16 protein-coding genes and 1 pseudogene are annotated in these 16,375 nt (G+C 63.0%); 6 read left to right on the forward strand and 11 right to left on the reverse strand.

Going from position 1 to position 16,375, the window contains the following annotated elements; all coding sequences use genetic code 11:
* Positions 1 to 45: 45 nt before the first annotated feature.
* The 8 genes from HD883_RS17680 to HD883_RS17715 form a co-directional block, all read right to left on the reverse strand.
* Positions 46 to 390: a hypothetical protein gene (locus HD883_RS17680; protein WP_179583131.1), complete on the reverse strand. Its 345-nt coding sequence runs from the start codon at positions 388 to 390 to the stop codon at positions 46 to 48.
* Positions 391 to 514: 124 nt separating this feature from the next.
* On the reverse strand, positions 515 to 1,141 hold the full coding sequence (locus tag HD883_RS17685) for a response regulator transcription factor (protein WP_179583130.1): 627 nt from the start codon (positions 1,139 to 1,141) through the stop codon (positions 515 to 517).
* Complete coding sequence (locus HD883_RS17690) at positions 1,134 to 3,104, reverse strand: sensor histidine kinase (protein ID WP_179583128.1); 1,971 nt, start codon at positions 3,102 to 3,104, stop codon at positions 1,134 to 1,136. Before HD883_RS17690 ends, HD883_RS17685 begins: the two co-directional genes overlap by 8 nt.
* 5 nt (positions 3,105 to 3,109) lie before the next feature.
* On the reverse strand, positions 3,110 to 4,261 hold the full coding sequence (locus HD883_RS17695) for a DctP family TRAP transporter solute-binding subunit (RefSeq protein ID WP_179583126.1): 1,152 nt from the start codon (positions 4,259 to 4,261) through the stop codon (positions 3,110 to 3,112).
* A gap of 72 nt (positions 4,262 to 4,333) precedes the next feature.
* Positions 4,334 to 5,122, reverse strand: a complete 789-nt coding sequence (gene map / locus HD883_RS17700; protein WP_179583124.1) for a type I methionyl aminopeptidase — start codon at positions 5,120 to 5,122, stop codon at positions 4,334 to 4,336.
* A gap of 1 nt (position 5,123) precedes the next feature.
* Positions 5,124 to 5,405 carry a ParD-like family protein gene (locus HD883_RS17705; RefSeq protein ID WP_179583122.1) on the reverse strand — a complete coding sequence of 94 codons (282 nt, stop codon included), beginning with the start codon at positions 5,403 to 5,405 and terminating at the stop codon, positions 5,124 to 5,126.
* Between the two features lie 29 nt (positions 5,406 to 5,434).
* Positions 5,435 to 6,118, reverse strand: a complete 684-nt coding sequence (locus tag HD883_RS17710) for a type 1 glutamine amidotransferase domain-containing protein (RefSeq protein WP_179583120.1) — start codon at positions 6,116 to 6,118, stop codon at positions 5,435 to 5,437.
* A 106-nt stretch (positions 6,119 to 6,224) separates the two neighbouring features.
* Entirely contained in the window at positions 6,225 to 6,824 is a 600-nt protein-coding gene (locus HD883_RS17715) for a TetR/AcrR family transcriptional regulator (protein ID WP_179583118.1), read from the reverse strand.
* A gap of 179 nt (positions 6,825 to 7,003) precedes the next feature.
* Between HD883_RS17715 and HD883_RS17720 the strand changes: the two genes are divergently transcribed.
* Genes HD883_RS17720 through HD883_RS17730 form a run of 3 tightly spaced genes read left to right on the forward strand, consistent with a single transcriptional unit; the run spans position 7,004 to position 10,831 of the window.
* Positions 7,004 to 7,981 (forward strand): Bug family tripartite tricarboxylate transporter substrate binding protein, encoded by a 978-nt coding sequence (locus HD883_RS17720; RefSeq protein WP_179583116.1) that lies wholly within the window; start codon positions 7,004 to 7,006, stop codon positions 7,979 to 7,981.
* A complete protein-coding gene (locus HD883_RS17725; RefSeq protein ID WP_179583114.1) occupies positions 7,981 to 9,405 on the forward strand; it encodes an MmgE/PrpD family protein in 1,425 nt (474 codons plus the stop codon). The genes HD883_RS17720 and HD883_RS17725 overlap by 1 nt, the downstream gene beginning before the upstream one ends.
* A 13-nt stretch (positions 9,406 to 9,418) precedes the next feature.
* A complete protein-coding gene (locus HD883_RS17730; RefSeq protein ID WP_179583112.1) occupies positions 9,419 to 10,831 on the forward strand; it encodes an MmgE/PrpD family protein in 1,413 nt (470 codons plus the stop codon).
* A gap of 11 nt (positions 10,832 to 10,842) precedes the next feature.
* Here the strand turns inward: HD883_RS17730 and HD883_RS17735 are convergent, their stop codons facing one another.
* Positions 10,843 to 11,811, reverse strand: coding sequence for a LysR substrate-binding domain-containing protein (locus HD883_RS17735; protein WP_179583110.1), 969 nt, complete (start codon positions 11,809 to 11,811; stop codon positions 10,843 to 10,845).
* A 161-nt stretch (positions 11,812 to 11,972) separates the two neighbouring features.
* Between HD883_RS17735 and HD883_RS17740 the strand changes: the two genes are divergently transcribed.
* Genes HD883_RS17740 through HD883_RS17750 form a run of 3 tightly spaced genes read left to right on the forward strand, consistent with a single transcriptional unit; the run spans position 11,973 to position 14,726 of the window.
* Positions 11,973 to 12,947, forward strand: coding sequence for a Bug family tripartite tricarboxylate transporter substrate binding protein (locus HD883_RS17740; protein ID WP_257022278.1), 975 nt, complete (start codon positions 11,973 to 11,975; stop codon positions 12,945 to 12,947).
* A 59-nt stretch (positions 12,948 to 13,006) separates the two neighbouring features.
* Positions 13,007 to 14,362 (forward strand): arylsulfatase, encoded by a 1,356-nt coding sequence (locus tag HD883_RS17745; RefSeq protein WP_179583108.1) that lies wholly within the window; start codon positions 13,007 to 13,009, stop codon positions 14,360 to 14,362.
* A 52-nt stretch (positions 14,363 to 14,414) separates the two neighbouring features.
* Complete coding sequence (locus HD883_RS17750) at positions 14,415 to 14,726, forward strand: LamB/YcsF family protein (protein WP_373563395.1); 312 nt, start codon at positions 14,415 to 14,417, stop codon at positions 14,724 to 14,726.
* A 138-nt stretch (positions 14,727 to 14,864) separates the two neighbouring features.
* On the opposite strand, the pseudogene HD883_RS17755 reads toward HD883_RS17750, so the two are convergent.
* Both HD883_RS17755 and HD883_RS17760 read right to left on the reverse strand, forming a co-directional pair.
* Positions 14,865 to 15,044, reverse strand: a pseudogene (locus tag HD883_RS17755) (CoA transferase); the annotation flags it as partial.
* Positions 15,045 to 15,174: 130 nt separating this feature from the next.
* On the reverse strand, positions 15,175 to 16,314 hold the full coding sequence (locus tag HD883_RS17760; protein WP_179583105.1) for a sensor histidine kinase: 1,140 nt from the start codon (positions 16,312 to 16,314) through the stop codon (positions 15,175 to 15,177).
* Positions 16,315 to 16,375: the final 61 nt, after the last annotated feature.

Below are 16,375 nucleotides of genomic sequence, written 5' to 3' on the forward strand. Positions count from 1 at the left end.
TTCGAGACGCAAGAGATACCGCCGACCCGGCCCCTTGAACGATCGTTAGTTGGCATAGTCCTCGCTCGCAAGCGGGGCCCGCGCGGTCTTTCCGGAAGTGGCTCGCCGCGCGATCACATCTTCGGCAAAGACTTCTCTGGCGGCCCGGGTACTCCCGGTCGGGCGCAGGGGCGCGTCTGGCGTGCGTGCTTGCGACGATGGCGCGGCAGGCGCGTCCGGATAGCGGGTAGCGCCTGGCGATGCGGCGGTGGAAAAGGAGGAAACGGGGGTTTGCGTGTCCAGCGCGCCGTCAGCCAGCGCCGCATCGGCATGGTCCGACCAGAAGCCCAAGGTCCACGTGACCAGGCCGGCCAGCAGCAGCACCGCTGTCAGTGATACGAACTTCGTCATGCGCCTGCGCTCCTCGCAATGTCTTTCCCCAGGGGATGGACTGTAGGAGCAGGCCGCAGGCTGAACAACTGTTGCGATCAACAGTAGGGTTTACCTGCGGCCTTGAAGCGGCGGCGTTTTCTTCTTATCGCGGAGCGGGATACAGGCCGCGTTTGTGCGCCAGTTCAACGGCGGACGACACGCCCATTTTCAGGAAAATGTTTGCGCGGTGGAATTCGACGGTTCGGGTGGTGATGCCAAGATGGTCGGCAATGACCTTGTTGTAGTGGCCAAGCAGCAGTTCCTCCATGACTTCCCGCTCGCGCTGACTGAGTTGCAGGAAGGCGCGATTGAACCGTATCGCTTCAGAATCCCGGTCGGCTGCAAGCGCCCCTTGCGTCATGGCCGCTTCGACGCGGTCCACAAGGTTATTGTTCTGAAAAGGTTTTTCCAGAAAGTCCCAGGCACCCGCTTTGACCGCGGTGACCGCCAGGCTCACATCTGCGTGGCCAGTCAGGAACAGGATAGGCCACGGACACGAAAGCTCTTTCAGCTTGTCGAAGGTTGCCAGGCCGGACAAGGGCTCCATGCGGATGTCCATCACGGCCACGGCAAGAGGCCACGCCTGCAGGGACTTCGCATACTCCAGGAAGGATTCCCCGTCGGCCCATGTCGTCGTCGAGTGACCCCGGGAATCGAACAGCCAGGCCAGGGCATCGCGCGTGTCGACATCATCATCGATGATGTGGATCGTCGAGACAGGATCATTCATTTGCGGGCACCCAGAAGCGGAAGCACGTGCCCGACGCGGTCGACGGTTCCAGCAACTCGATCCCCCCGTGATGCGCTTCAAGAATCGATCGGCAGATTGCCAGCCCCATGCCCATTCCGTCCTGCTTCGAGCTGTAGAAGGCATCGAAAATTCGGGCGCGCGAATCGGCGTCGATGCCTGCGCCGTTGTCCGATACCGAGATGATGGCCTGGGCACCGTCGGCCGACAGGCTCAGGGTCACTTGCACACGCGGCGCCTCGCCTGCGGCTGACTGGGCGGCCTCGGCGGCATTCTGCACGACGTTGCGCACGACCTGTTCGAACAGCACGATGTCTGCCTTGACGACCACGGGCGTCGAAGGCAGCAGCAATTCGAGACGGACCTTGTCGGCAATCAGCGTCGTGGGATATCGGCCCCGCAGGAAGTCAGCCAGATCCACATCGACCTTGTGCATTTCACGCCGCCGCGCAAAAGCATTGACGCGCTGAATGATCTGACCGGTTTTTTCGGCCAGCGTGCTGATCCGTTCAACGACGGTTTCGATCTGCCGGGAATCGATGTTGGCGAGTCTCAGGCGGTTCAGCAGCCCGCTTGCGAAGCTGCTCAAGGCGCCCAGCGGTTGGTTCAGTTCGTGCGCCAGCGTCGAGGCGACTTCTCCGATCGCCACCAGCCGGCCAGCCGATTCCAGCCGTTGCTGCTGCACGTGCGCTGCCTTCTCGGCCTTGCGGCGGTCGGTCACGTCGAGCACGGAACTCATCCAGCCGATCTGACGATCATTCGAATAGCGCAGCGGAACCCGGTGCACGAGCAGCGTCACCGTCGTACCGTCCTGACGATGAAAGTCCAGCTCGACTTCTTCCTGCCCGGCGTCGGGCTCGGGCCAGTCGCGCAGCGGCTTGATGGTGTCGAACAACGTGTCGTCCCGGTAGCCCACCATGTCGCAGAATGCGCGGTTGGCGTAAAGGATCGTGCCCATTGAATCGCGCGCGAACAAGCCCACACCGATGGAATCTTCCATGGCTCGGCGCAGCGCAATCTGGGCGGCAAGGGAATCTTCGACGGCTTGCCGTTTGTCCATGTCCCGCCGCAGAAACGCAAGACTTGCAATCATGCCTATCAGGAACAGAAGGGCGGTTCCCAGCAGGGCTCGCGGCACGGTGGCATAGGGCGCATCGACCGCGTAGATCCGCAGGTAGGTATCGCTCCCAGGCATATCAAGACTTGCCAGGAACCGCTGTTCTTTTTTTCCTCGCTGGAATCCGACCCGGTCCAATTGCAGCTCCGCGCCGGCGTCCAGCACCTCGACATGGTGGCTGCTGCGAAACCATGCGGGGATGATCAGTTCCAGCGCCTTGCGCAATGAAAAGACCGCAACGTAGCTCCCGACGAATTCGCCGCGCTCGAAAAAAGGCACGCATAGCCAGACCTCGTCGGCGGGAAAGGACCCTTCCGTCAACGGCCCCGCATAAGACGGCCGCCGAAGTCCTTGCGCAACGTCATGCATGCTGTCGAGCGCCTGCTGGTCGAGCGGATTCGTCCTGGCGCGTTGCCATAGTGCTGCGAGTGCAGGCGGCGCAGGCGTGCCAGCAGGCTGCCAGGCGTAAGCCACCAACCCGCCTTCGTGCGATCGCAGCGATCCGCCTGGCGCCTGCAGGGCCGCGTCGCCGGAAAGATCGGGCTCTTCAAGTGCCTGCTGCGCCAGCCAATACAAGTCGTTTTCCAACCTGCGCAGATGGAAGCGCACGTTCTCTTCCACCCACAGCGCGTCCGCGGATTGCGTGCGAATTTCTTCGTCGGTTTCGAAGCTCTGAAGGTAGACGACCAGTACCACCGCCGACGCAATGAACAGCAGCAGCAGACCAGCCATGAGAATCAACGCACGCTGATGCCGCTTCCCCTGATAGCTGGCCGCACTGCGAAGCAGCGAAAGGTCGGGCGTCTGTGCATCGCGTTTGTCGGGCATGCCGCTTATTGCCGCTGCTCGGACAGGTCCTGGAATACTTGATCCAGCACCTTTGCGCTGATCCTCGTTTTCGCACTTTCATACACCGGTTTCATCGCGGCCTTGAGCCCTGCGCGTTCCGCGTCGCTCAGAACATGAATCCGGGTCTGATCGGTTTCATGTAGTACGGCAAGCGCCTTGTCATCGTGCGATGCGGTGAGCTGGTTCCCGTACACCAGGGCATCGGCCATGGCGCCGGCCAGAACGGACCGATCCTGTTCGGTCAGCGAGTGCCAGAACCGCTGGTTCGTCACGACGGCATAGCCCAGGTAGCCGTGGTTGGTCAGCGTGAGATCGCTCTGGACTTCATTGATCTGCTGCGTGACGAAGTTGGACAAGGGATTCTCCGTGCCGTCGACCACATTGCGCGCCAGCGCAGTCCGTGTCTCGCTCAAGGCCAACGGGATCGGTCGCGCGCCAAGGGCCTGCATCTGCGCAGCGATCAATCGCGACGGCTGGATGCGCATGCGCAACCCTTTGTAGTCCTTGGGGTGGAGCAACGGCCGGTTCGCACTCATGTGCTTGAAACCGTTATCGAGGAAACCCAGCCCGAGAAACTGCTGCCGGCTCAGTTCTTTCAACAGGCCCTTGCCGACCGGACCTTCGGTGATGCGATGGACATCCTCGATAGTGCGGAACAGAAAGGGCAGGTCAAAGAGTTCGAAATTCGGGAACCCGAACCGTCCGAATTTCGACAACGACGGAGCAATGATCTCGACCGCTCCAAGCTGGAGGGCCAACATTTCGTCCTTGTCGTCATACAGCGTGGACCGAGGATACACATCGACCCGGATGCGATTGTCGGACCGTTTTTCAACCAGTTCCTTGAAGCGGTTGGCGGCCATCCCCTTGGGAGTGTCCTCGCTGACCACGTGCGAAAAACGCACGACAAGCACGGCGTCCGCTTGAGCACTCGTCACCAGCAGCAATGACGCAACGACGAACTGAAGCGACACTGCAATGCGCCGGCCACAGCGGGGCCGGCAGGAGATGCGAAGCAAGTTGAGCAGGGTAAGGATCACGGCATGGACCAGCGACTTCAAATACGCGACGGACAGCGGATCGCGATGGACTGGAAGCCAGGACAACCAGTATTGGGCAGGGATGCACGGTGCCATGGATGATACCGCAGGGCCCATCGGTAAATACGTACATGCCGCCTGATACCGGTCAGGGTCAACCCGAGCCCGTCACACCGCCGGATAACTCCCCGTCCCGCCTGGCCACGCCGTCAACACCTCGTACCCGTCTTCGGTCACGGCCACCATGTGCTCCCATTGCGCCGACAGGGATCGGTCTTTCGTGACCACGGTCCACCCGTCCGACAAGGTCCTGGTATCGCGCTTGCCGGCGTTCAACATCGGTTCGATCGTGAACACCATGCCGGGTTTGAGCTTCAGGCCCTGGCCGCGCTGGCCGAAATGCAGCACCTGCGGTTCGTCGTGATAGATGTCGCCAATGCCGTGGCCGCAGTACTCGCGCACCACGCTGAAATGTTCCCGCTGCGCGACGGACTGGATCGCGTGACCCACATCGCCCAAGGTGGCGCCTGGCCTGACTTGGTGGATAGCCGCAACCAATGCTTCGTAGGTTGTTTCGACCAGGCGGCGCGCCAGGATGCTGGGCGTGCCGGCGAAGTACATGCGGCTGGTGTCGCCGAACCAGCCGTCTTTCTTTACCGCGACGTCGATGTTGACGATGTCGCCGTCCTTCAGGATCTTGTCGGGCGACGGGATGCCATGACACACGACCTGGTTGACGGATGTCAGGATCGTCTTGGGATAGCCCTGGTAGCCCACGTTTGCCGGGATCGCGCCCTGCACGTCCAGGATGTAGTCGTGGCAAAGCGTGTCGAGGTGGTCGGTGCTGACACCGGGCACCACGAACGGCTCGATCATGGCCAGCACGTCGGCGGCCAACTGCGCCGCGCGGCGTGACAAGGCGAGTTCTTCGGCCGTACGGATAGGGGTCGGGCCCACCTTAATGCCCCGCCGTCTTTATGGTCGCCGCCGACGCCGCTTTCGACATCGTGCGGGGCTTGGCAGCCTGGTCGGCCACCGCCGCGGCGATGTCCAGCCCGCCTGCCAATTCCGCGCGGATCAACATCTGGCAGATGTCGCGGTAGTCCAGGTCCGGATGCATCTCGGTCAACATACCGACCCGCATCCAGTGTTCTGCCTGCGCGTTGATGGACCTGCTGAGGGCATTGCCCGCCAACCGCAGGTTCTCGTGCATCAGGTCTGAAATCTTGACGATACCCATGGCCTACCTTTATATGAAACGTATATGCATTATATACGCGACATATGTTCCAGCAACACGGCGGCTGCGGCAGCAGACGACGCCGGGTTCTGGCCCGTGATCAACAGCCCGTCGCTGACGACATACGATCCCCAGTCAGGACCCTTGGAATACACGCCGCCCTTGGCCTTCAATTCGTCTTCGACCAGGAAGGGCACGATGTCCGTCAGCTCCACACCGGCCTCTTCCGAATTGGTAAAGCCCGTGACCTTCTTGCCTTCCACCCAAGGACGGCCCGCCGGCGTCTTCACATGGCGCAGCACGCCCGGTGCGTGGCAGACCAGCGCCACCGGCTTGTTCGCGGCAAGGAACGATTCGATCAGCGCGATCGAATGCGCATCTTCGGCCAGGTCCCACAGCGGGCCATGGCCGCCGGGATAGAAGACGGTGTCGAAGTCCGCCTGCGACACGCTGTCCAGACGCACGGTGGCGGCCAGCTGTGCGGTTGCTTCCTTGTCGGCTTCGAAACGATGCGTGGCTTCCGTCTGGAACGACGGCTCATTGCTCTTGGGATCCAGTGGCGGCTGACCGCCCTTGGGCGAGGCCAGCACGATCTCGGCGCCCGCGTCCTTGAACGCGTAGTACGGCGCGGCCAGCTCTTCCAGCCAGAAGCCGGTCTTGCGGCCCGTGTTGCCCAGTTCGTCGTGCGAGGTAAGAACCATCAGGATTTTCATTGCGGTATCCAATATCGAGTAACGATGAATAGACCGGTCGTCTACAGTCTGTCCGCAAAAAAAGCACTCGTATCGAAGTGCCTGGATTGCCCCCGCGCCGGTCGGTTCAGCGGGGTAGATGCAGCATCTGGCGTGTCGTCGCCATCGCCGTCTCGAACGGTTGGGTCGTGCGTGAAATCTTGACCATCAGGCTTGCGCCCAGCCACAGCTGATACAGGCTCTGCGCCATATCTTTCGAAGCGCCCGCTATCTTCAATGACTTGTCGGCCACCCCCGCATCGATCGCCTGCGTCAGCCGGTCCACGATGCCCGCGGTGCCGCGCTTGAGCGACAGCCGCATGGCTTCCGACAGATCCGCCACCTCGGCACCCAGCTTTACCGCCAGGCATTTGCCCTGGCAATCGAAGAAGGACTGGGTGTCCTGCCAATGGGCAAAGTAGGTCATCAGGCGCTGCGACGCGGTGTGCGTTCCGTCCTGCAGCGTCGCGTCCAGCTCGGCCAGATAGTCGTCGAAATAGGTGTCGAGCAGCGCTTCGCCAAACGCGTCTTTCGATCCGAAGTAGTGATAGAACGACCCCTTCGGAACGCCGGCCGCAGTCAATATTTCGTTGATCCCGACGGCCGAAAAGCCCTTGCCGGCCATGATGCGCTGGCCATTGGCAAGGATGTGTTCGCGGGTATCAAGGGGAGCGGCTGCGGTCGTCATGGGGTGGACTGTACGCCAGATTAGACCGGTCGTCTATGAAATGCTGCCAGCAGCATCACCATCAAATGCATCGATGCGTAACGCCGTTGTATGCAAATGTCGACGCGTATATATATTTGCGCAAAACCGGGGCGGAATTGCCCCCCATTGCGGGAGACACCCGCTTGGAGGAGACGACGATGGCGATTCAACGTTCGATCTTGAAGGCAGCAGGGTGCGCGTTCGCGCTGGCATTCAGCGCTGCCGCAACCGCGCAGGGCTACCCCAACAAGCCGGTGCATGTGGTGACGCCCTTCCCGCCCGGCGGTGCTGCAGATGTGGTGCTGCGCCTGGTCACGCAGCGACTGACCGAGGCCTTCAAGACCCCCTTCGTGGTCGACAACAAGGCGGGTGCAGGCGGCGCGATCGGGACCGAATACGTGGCCCGCGCCGCGCCCGACGGCTACACCTTGCTGCTGACGTCGAGCAGCACCATGTCGATCAATCCGCACCTTGGTCCCAAGTCACCCTACGACCCGTTCACCGATTTCACGCCTGTCGTCTTTATCGGCTATTCGCCCAATGTGCTGGTCGTCACGGCATCCGCGCCAATCAAGTCGGTGTCCGACCTGATCGCGGCCGCCAAGTCATCTCCTGGAAAGTACAACTTCGGGTCGAACGGCATCGGCACGCTCAGTCACCTGACGGGCGAACTGTTCAAGCAATCCGCGGGCATCAATCTGCTGCACGTTCCCTACAAAGGCGCGGCGCCCGCTGTCGCCGACACGGCCGGCGGGCAAGTCACCGCCCTGTTTGCGGCGTATGCCAGCGTCAACAGCATGATGAAGTCGGGCAGGCTGCGGGCCCTGGGCGTGACCAGCACCAACCCCATCGATCTCGCGCCTGACCTGCCCACCCTAGCGGGATCGGGCTTGCCAGGTTTCGAGTCGAATCAATGGTGGGGCTTGTATGGTCCGCAGGGCATGCCTGCCGACATCACGGCACGCCTGAATGCCGAGATGAACAAGATCCTTGCATCCCCTGAAAACCGGGCGCGTTTCGGCGAAGAGGCCATCGTGCTGGGCGGTGGCAGCCCCGCGGACCTGACCGCCTACCTGCGCGCGGACTACGACAAGTGGGGCAAGGTGATCCGCGACGGCAACATCAAGGCTGAATGATGAGCACGCTCAATTTTGAAACGAGTGCTTCTGGCGCCTCGGTCTCGGCGGTGCCCCCCGTGACCGATGCACTGGGCCGCTTCGTCGCCACGCTGGCATGGCACGATGTGCCCCGTCACATCCGCGAGCTCATGCCGGTCCTGTTGATCGACATGTTCCGCGCGGCAGCCGCTGGCAAGGACCGCCCGTGGACCCGTGCCGCCACCACCCTGTATGGCGATCACGCATCGGGCCGGCAAGCCCAACTCTTCTTTTCCGACACGCAGGTGGACGTCTCCCGGGCCGCCTTCGTCAATGGCGTGGCCTGCGGCAGCCTGGACTGGGATGACTCGCACGTCGCCGCCATTATCCATCCAGGTGTTGTCATCTGGCCAGCCGCGCTGGCCATGGCGCAAGCCACTGGCGCCAGTGGCCGTGACCTGTTGACCGCGGTGCTGGCGGGATACGAAACGGCCATCCGCATCGGCATGGCCATACAGCCCGAACATTCCTTGCGCGGCTTTCAGGGCACCCCCACCTGCGGTGCGTTCGGCGCGGCCGCCGCCTGTGCGCGCCTGTTGGGACTGTCGGCCGAAGGGTGCCGCAACGCCCTGGGCATCGCCGCCACCTTTGCATGCGGCATCTCGCAGTTTTTTGTGTCGGGATCGGACATCAAGCGGTTGCATGCCGGCAAGGCTGCGGCAAACGGCGTCGAAGCCGCGCTGCTGGCTCATGGCGGCCTGAGTGGACCGCACGATGCCATCGAAGGCAAACAGGGATTCTCGCGGGCATTTTCCGATCGCTACGACCCGGCCACGACGCTCGACGGCTTGGGACAGCACTACCCCACCGAATGGATTTCCTTGAAGCCGCATGCCGGCAGCGTCCGGATGCAATCGGCAATCGAAGCCGCTGCCGTCCTGGCGCGCCAGGGCGTCACCTTCGACCAGATCGCCACGATCGAGATCGGCGTTCATGGCGCCATGGTCGGCAAATTGACGGCCAACCAGCCGGTCGACAACCAGCAGGCGCAACTGAGCACCCCGTTCGCTGTTGCGATGGCGATGGCCCTGACTCCGTCGCGCAGCGGCCCCCTCGCGTTGTCCATCGATGACTTCGAAGCCAGCATGAACGATGTGCGCATCAAGGACCTGGCGAGCCGCACGCACTGCGTCGTCGATGCCGAGGTGGAACGCCTGACAACGGCCGAGGCCGTGCCCGCGCGCGTCGTCTGTATGTTGAAAGATGGCAGCCGGCAAGAAGCCTTCATCGAACATCCCAAGGGTTGCCCGCAGAATCCGATGACTGCTGACGAGGTCGGCGCCCGCTTCCTGACGATTGCCGGCCCGCTGCTTGGCGACTCGGCATGCCGCGATTGGCTGGCGCATGCCCGCCGCATCGAACACCTGCCAGACGTTTCCGCCCTGTTCACCCTGCGACATTGACCTGGAGTCCTGCATGACGATCACGCCTTCGGCCACCCCGGGCCCGACACGGCGCATTGCCGAATTCGCCGCGGACCTGGACTACTTGCAGCTGCCTGCCACCGTCCAGACTGCACTGCAGGGCTTCCTGCTCGACTACCTGCGCGTTGCATCCGTGGGCGAACGGATGGAATGGAGCGACTGGGCGCGCATCTACGCGCAGCAAACGGCCGCCCCCGGCAACGCACCGGTCCTCTTTGCGTCGGCCCCCGTCGATCCGGTCAGCGCCGCCTTCATGAACACGGTGTATGCCGGCAGCCTGGATGCGGACGATGTGCACGTCGGCGCCATGCTGCATCCGGGCTGCATCGTATTTTCCGCGGCGCTGGCGATCGGTCAGGCGCAGCGCCTGCCAGGGCACAGGGTGCTGGCCGCCGTGGCGGCGGGCTACGAGGCCATGATCCGCATCGCCTTGGCCATCCAGCCCAGTCACTTCAAACGCGGCTTCCAGAGCACATCCACCTGCGGCGTCTTTGGCGCGGCAGTCGCTGCATCTGCCCTGCTGTCGAACGGTGCGGATCGGGCCACCCGCATCGGCGAATCGATCGGCCTTGGCGCATCTTTTTGCGGCGGGCTCACCCAGTTCTACCACTCGGGTTCCACCGTCAAGCGCATTCATGCCGCGCAGGCCGCAAGCTCTGGCGTGCGTGCCGCCATGCTGGTGAATAGCGGCTTTTCTGGCCCCATCGACATCCTTGAAGGCAAGGACGGGTTTGCTCGCGCCTATGCGGATGCCGTCGACTTCGACCGCCTCAGCGACGGTCTTGGCCGCGACTTTCGTCTGCTCGAAGTCGCCATCAAACCGCATGCGTGCAGCGCGCGGGTGCAGTCCGCCATCGAAGCGGCAAGCATGGTGTGCCGTGACCACGGCATCGCGCCGGACCGCATCCGCCGGGTCCGGCTTGGCATTCCGACAGTGATCCAGGGCAGGCTGACGTCCAACCGGCCGGGCGACCTGCAAGCCGCGCAGATGAGCGCGCCGTTCAGCGTCGCACTCGCCCTGCATCAGCAAGCGGGTCCGGCTGCCGCGCTGAATGTGGATGACTTCGAAGCGGGCCTGGCGAACCAGGCGGTGATGGCGTTGACGGCCCGGGTCAACTGCGTGGTCGACCCGGAGGTGGAGCGCACCAGCACCAGTGAATCGGTCAGTGCACGGGTGACGGTGATGCTTGACGATGGCAACGAGTTGTCGACCTTTGTGCTCGCCCCCAAGGGCAGCGCGTCACGGCCGTTTTCGATGGCGGATCATGAAGCGCGGGCGCGGGCGGAATTGGGAAGGCGGTATTCCGGGGCCAAGCTGGATGGGTTGATGTCGATGCTGAGTGATTTTTCGGAAGTGAACGATGTCACCGCCATGGCTGCCTGGCTGGATCATTCTGCAAGATGACGAACAGCGCCCTACCGCAGCCCGCCGTCCACCGCGTCCACAGCCCCCACACTCTCGACAAAACAGGTCTGGAACAAGGCCACCGCCGGCAACTGCGTGGCCGACTGCCGAGTGATCAGCCCCACCTGCATCGGCGACACGTTCAACCGGATATCCACGATGCGCACCAGCCCCAGCGCGGCCTGGCGTTCGGCGGCGCGTCGTGGGGTGACGGTCAGCAACTGCGAATTGGCCACCAGCGACAGGCTCTGGATATAGGTGGCCGACTCGACAACGGGCGCCGGCAGGCGGTGACCCTGGCGAAGAAAGGCCTCGGCCAGCGCGGCGCGCACGCTTGAATCCGGCCGTTGCAGCACCCAATCGCACGCAGCAAGCGCCTCGAATGTCGGGGACTTGTTGTGGGCCAGGGGGTGACCGGTACCCGCCACCACACAGATGTCCTCTTCGTAGAGTTTGACGAACCGAAGTGGCGCGATGCCCGGATCTTCGCTTGACCCGCCGCCGGGCAGGCGCCCCACCACGCAATCCAGTTCTCCCCGCAACAGCGCGTCGAGCAATTGGCGGCCCGTCCCCTCGCGCGCCTGCAAGGCGCAGCCTCCCCTGGCGCGAAATCGCTCGACGGTCTGCGGAAAGAACGCAACAAATGCCTGCGGCACGATGCCGACGCGCAGCAGAGTGGGCTCGCCCGACGATGCGCGGTTGATGGTTCCAACAAGGTGGTCGAACTCATGCAGCATGAGACGGCACCGATCGACGATCGCCCTTGTGGCTGCGGTGGGCGCCACCCCCTGCCGTCCGCGTTCGAACAACACCAGTCCAAGCAGCCGTTCAAGGTCGTTGAGCATGCCGGTCACGGCGGGTTGACTGACGTTCAAGACTTGCGCTGCCTTGTGCAGCGTTCCCTGGTCCACCAGCAACACGATCAGCATCAGGTGCCGGAATTTGAGGTGCGACAAAGACATGGCGGAAAGGGAGGTCATGGGAGTCGGACCCTAATCGTGCGGTTTCGGATTCGGTTGAAGTCGTCAATGACGTTGATAACCGCAGCTTATCAAAGACTCTGAAAAAGCGAATATCGCTTGGGATTCCCGATCGATAGACTGGGTTGTGCATCGCAATAACCCCTTTGCAAGGACGCAGGATGATGACGCTATCCCAGAGCTTTTCGGTCGGACTCGTTGCGATCGCTGCTACCACTACCCTGCCCGCGCTAGCGGCATGGCCCGACGATCAACCCATTCGCGTGATCGTGCCGCAAGCCGCTGGCGGGACCAATGACACGGTCGCGCGCATGATCAGTTCGGAGCTCGCCAAACGTTTGGGCCAGAGCGTGGTGGTCGACAATCGGCCGGGCGCATCCGGCGCCATCGGTACGCAAGCCGCCGCGCAAGCCAAACCTGACGGTTACACGCTGGCGATCGCGTCGGATTCGTCCACGATCCTGAACGCCGTCCGCCCCAATCTCGGCTGGGACTTTCACCGCGATTTGATGGGCGTCGCCATGATTGGTGACCAGCCGATTGGCATCGCGGTGTCGATGAAGTCGCCATACCGGTCATTGCCCGACCTGATCGCGGCGGCCAAGAAGGCGCCTGGAACCCTCGGCTACGGCACATCCGGACTGGGCACATCCCAGCACATTGTTGGCGAGTGGTTTGCGCGGCTCGCCGATGTCCGCATGATCCACGTTCCGTATAAAGGCGGCGGGCAAGCCATCTCTGACCTGGCAGGCGGACAAGTGCCCGCCGCGGTGCTGGGCTCGGCGCCGCTGGTCGGCCAGGACCGGGCGGGCACCATCAAGATCGTGGCCGTGACCTCGCCTCGACGATCGACCACCTTGCCGAACGTGCCCACTCTGACCGAGCTTGGCTACAAGGACATTGCCCTGACGCAATGGGTCGGCTTCGTTGCACCGCGCGGCCTGCCTGCACCGATCGCCGAGCGGCTATCCAACGAGATCCGCCAGGTGGTCGCGCTGCCGGACATCCAGCGGAAGTTGACCGAAGCCGGACTGGACCCGCAGTACATGGCGGCGGCGCCTTTCGACGTGTTCCTGGGCAAGACCGTCAGCACCTGGAAAGACCTGATCAAAACGCTGGATCTGAAGCTCGAGTAACCCTGCTGGCGTTGCGCCAGCTGCCTCATTGCCCTACCCATTCAAAACGGAGACACGCCATGCCCGCGCCACGACAGGCTCGCCCAAACATCGTCCTGATCCTTGCCGACAACCTGGGCTGGGGGGAACTCGGCTGCTACGGCGGCGGCGCCCTGCGCGGCGCGCCCACGCCGCGCATCGACGCCCTGGCCGCGGAAGGCGCCCGCTACACCAACTTCAATGTGGAAAGCGATTGCGTGCCGACGCGGTCGGCATTGATGACCGGTCGTCATCCGGTGCGCACCGGCGCATTGCAGTCGGTCCCGGCAGGCTTGCCGCAGGGCATCGTTCCCTGGGAACGCACATTGGCACAGCAGTTGTCCGATGCGGGCTACGCCACCGCGATGTTTGGCAAATGGCACCTGGGCGACAAGGAAGGGCGGTATCCCAAGGACCGGGGCTTTGACGAGTGGTACGGCATCCCGCGCACCACCAATGAAAGCATGTTCATGGAAGCCGTCGGCTTCGATCCGTCCGTGGTCGAGCCGCCGTATGTCATGGAAGGCATCAAAGGCCAACCCGCCGAAAAACGCGAACTGTACGACCTCGAAATGCGCCGACGCATCGACGGCGAACTCGCGCGGCGCAGCTGCGACTTCATTGCGCGTCACTCGGATGCCGAGCCCTTCTTCCTATATGTTCCCCTCACGCAAATGCACTTCCCGACCATCCCGCATCGCGACTTCGAAGGCAGGACCAAGAAAGGTGACTTTGCGGACTCGTTGGTCGAGATGGATGCCCGTGTTGGCGAGATCATCGACGCTGTCGACGCACACGGTCTGCGCGACAACACCGTCTTCATCTTTGCGAGCGACAACGGTCCGGAATACCGTCGCCCCTGGCGCGGCAGCGCCGGCATGTGGACGGGCACGTATCACACGGCCATGGAGGGCGCGCTGCGGGTACCCCTGATCGTACGCTGGCCCGGCAAGGTCCAGGCCGGCGCTGTCAGCAACGACATTCTGCATGTGGTCGACCTGTTCCCCACTTTGTCCCGCATTGCGGGTGCAGCGCTGCCCGACGACCGCATCATCGACGGCGTGGACCAGTTCGACTTCCTGGTGGGCCAGCAAGACACGTCAAGCCGCGAAGGCTTCGTCTATTACATCAAGACCGAGATGCGCGCGGCGAAGTGGCGCGACTGGAAGATGCACTTCGTGTGGGAAGTCGAACCCAACGCCGGCGCCAATCATCTCGAGACGCCCTATCTGTTCAACCTGGTACAGGACCCGAAAGAAGAAAGTGACGTCAATTCGACGCAAGGCTGGGTGCGCGGGCCGATACGCAAGATGATCCACCAGTTCCAGGAAAGCCTGCGCGACTTCCCTCCCGTCCCACCCGGCGCGCCCGACGACTATGTGCCGGCGAAGCGCTGAAGCGGCTGCGTCCCCACGCCTGCAGGTGACATCGGTAGGCCTGATCGCATCGATGGCTTACCCTGCCGACGTCGAACGGCGTGGTGCAGGAATGAACGACGACGCACTTGGTGCGCACGTCGTTGAGCAGCTTGCCATCGCGCAACGCGACGCGCGTGCCATGAACCGCGACCTTGTCGCCATGACGTGCGTTGGCCTGCTGGGTGAGCACGTCCATGACGATGCACGAACCGCCCAGGTGGTTGCGCGCGCGCTATGCCGGACAGATGCCGACCTCGGCGTCATCCTGCCCGACGCCAACGACTGCGCGCGCGTCGTCATGGATTGCGGCGTGCGGGTCGCCGTGGAAATCGACTTGGAATAAGGCTTGCCGATTCGGTAAACATGGGCTCAATCTGGCCTTGGCGCAATTGCGGCAATCTGCGCGTCCAGGTGGTTAATGACCTGCTCTCTGTCCAGGTAGGCCGTCGCCTGTAACGGCAGAAACTTCACCGACACCAACCCCACGCACCCGAACGCCGCCTTCAGGTAAGGCGTCAAAAAGTCGGGCAAAGTCGCCGCTGCCCGGTCGTTCGACCTTGATGACGCGCGCGCCCAGATCGGCCAGCTGGCGGGTGCAGAACGGCGCCGCAATGGCATGTTCAAGGGAAACGACGGTGATGCCGTCAAGCGGGAGAGCCAAGGGACCACCTGTAGAGAAGGAAGTGGCCCCATGCTAGGCACGGCGGGGAACGCGCGGAATCGTTAGTTCGCTAAGGAGTCTTCAGGAAATTCGAAGCCTGGGGCTAACCCTGGCCCATGCGTATCGGCGGCTACGGCGTCACAGCCGCCGCTTTTGGCGACCGTGGCAACGTCACCTTGAACGTCGTCGCATCCGCCGTCGACGCCACGTCGATGTGTCCACCATGTGCCTGGGCGATGCGCTTGCAGATATACAAGCCCAATCCTATCCCGGCTGCCGTGCCGCGCTTGTCGGGCGACGAATAGGTTCGCGTCAGCGGGTCGAACAGCGTGGGCAGTGCTTCTTTCGGGATCGGACCACCGGCATTGCGTACGGACAGATGCACGTCCTGGTCAAGGCCACTGACAGACACGGCAATGTCACCGCTGCCATGCTGAATCGCATTCACCAACAGGTTGCCCATCAACTGACTGATGCGGTCGCCGTCCCACTCGCCGGCCAGGTCGCCTTCGAGCGACACGTCGATTTGCGCCTGCGGATACCCGGCGCCGACTTCATCCACGGCGTACAGGCACAAGCGGCCGATATCCTGCGACACAAGGGTGACCGGCAAGGCGTCGCCCAGCCGGGTTCGCGTGTAATCCAGCAGGTCGTCGATCATCCGTTTCATCCTGGCCGAGCTTCGCTGCACATTGGCGGCGGCCTTCATCCTCGACGCGGTAACGTCATCGCCTTGCAGCAGGAATTCGGCCGAATTGGCGATCGCGCCCAATGGCGAGCGCAGGTCATGCGCAAGCACGCCTGCGAAACGGTCCCGGATGGCCTCGACCTGCATGGAATACTGGCGGATCGAATCCGACAGGGTCTGGTCGATGGATTCGTTAAAGCGGATCACGTCGTCGAACAGCGCGGCACTGGGTGGGGACTGCTCGCCCCACCGACGAAGAACGGTCGCGCGGAGCGCACGAAACTCGGCCACCAGGTCGTTGAGCTTGAAGCCTTGGGCAAGCCGGTCGTCGGCGTGGATCTGCGCGGCGTCGGTCACACCCCCGTCGGGGTCGGCATCTTCACCCCGCGACTTTGCCTTGCGCGCGGCTTCGCTTTGCGGCGTCCGCATATCCGCGGCGATGCGTGTCAGCATCATCCGGGCGGAATCCTGCAATTCCCTGTCGGTCAGAGGTGTGCCTTCAAGGCCGATCTGGCTGGCAAACTCTGCCCAGTCGGCAACGAGAGAGTCGAGGTTGGCCTCGATGAAATCAGCAAGCGACATGCGAGGCTACCTTCAATGAACGTCGGCTGGCGGCCCAGCACGACGCTGCATTGTGAGTCGG

Source organism: Pigmentiphaga litoralis, from assembly GCF_013408655.1.
In the GTDB taxonomy this organism is placed as follows: domain Bacteria; phylum Pseudomonadota; class Gammaproteobacteria; order Burkholderiales; family Burkholderiaceae_B; genus Pigmentiphaga; species Pigmentiphaga litoralis_A.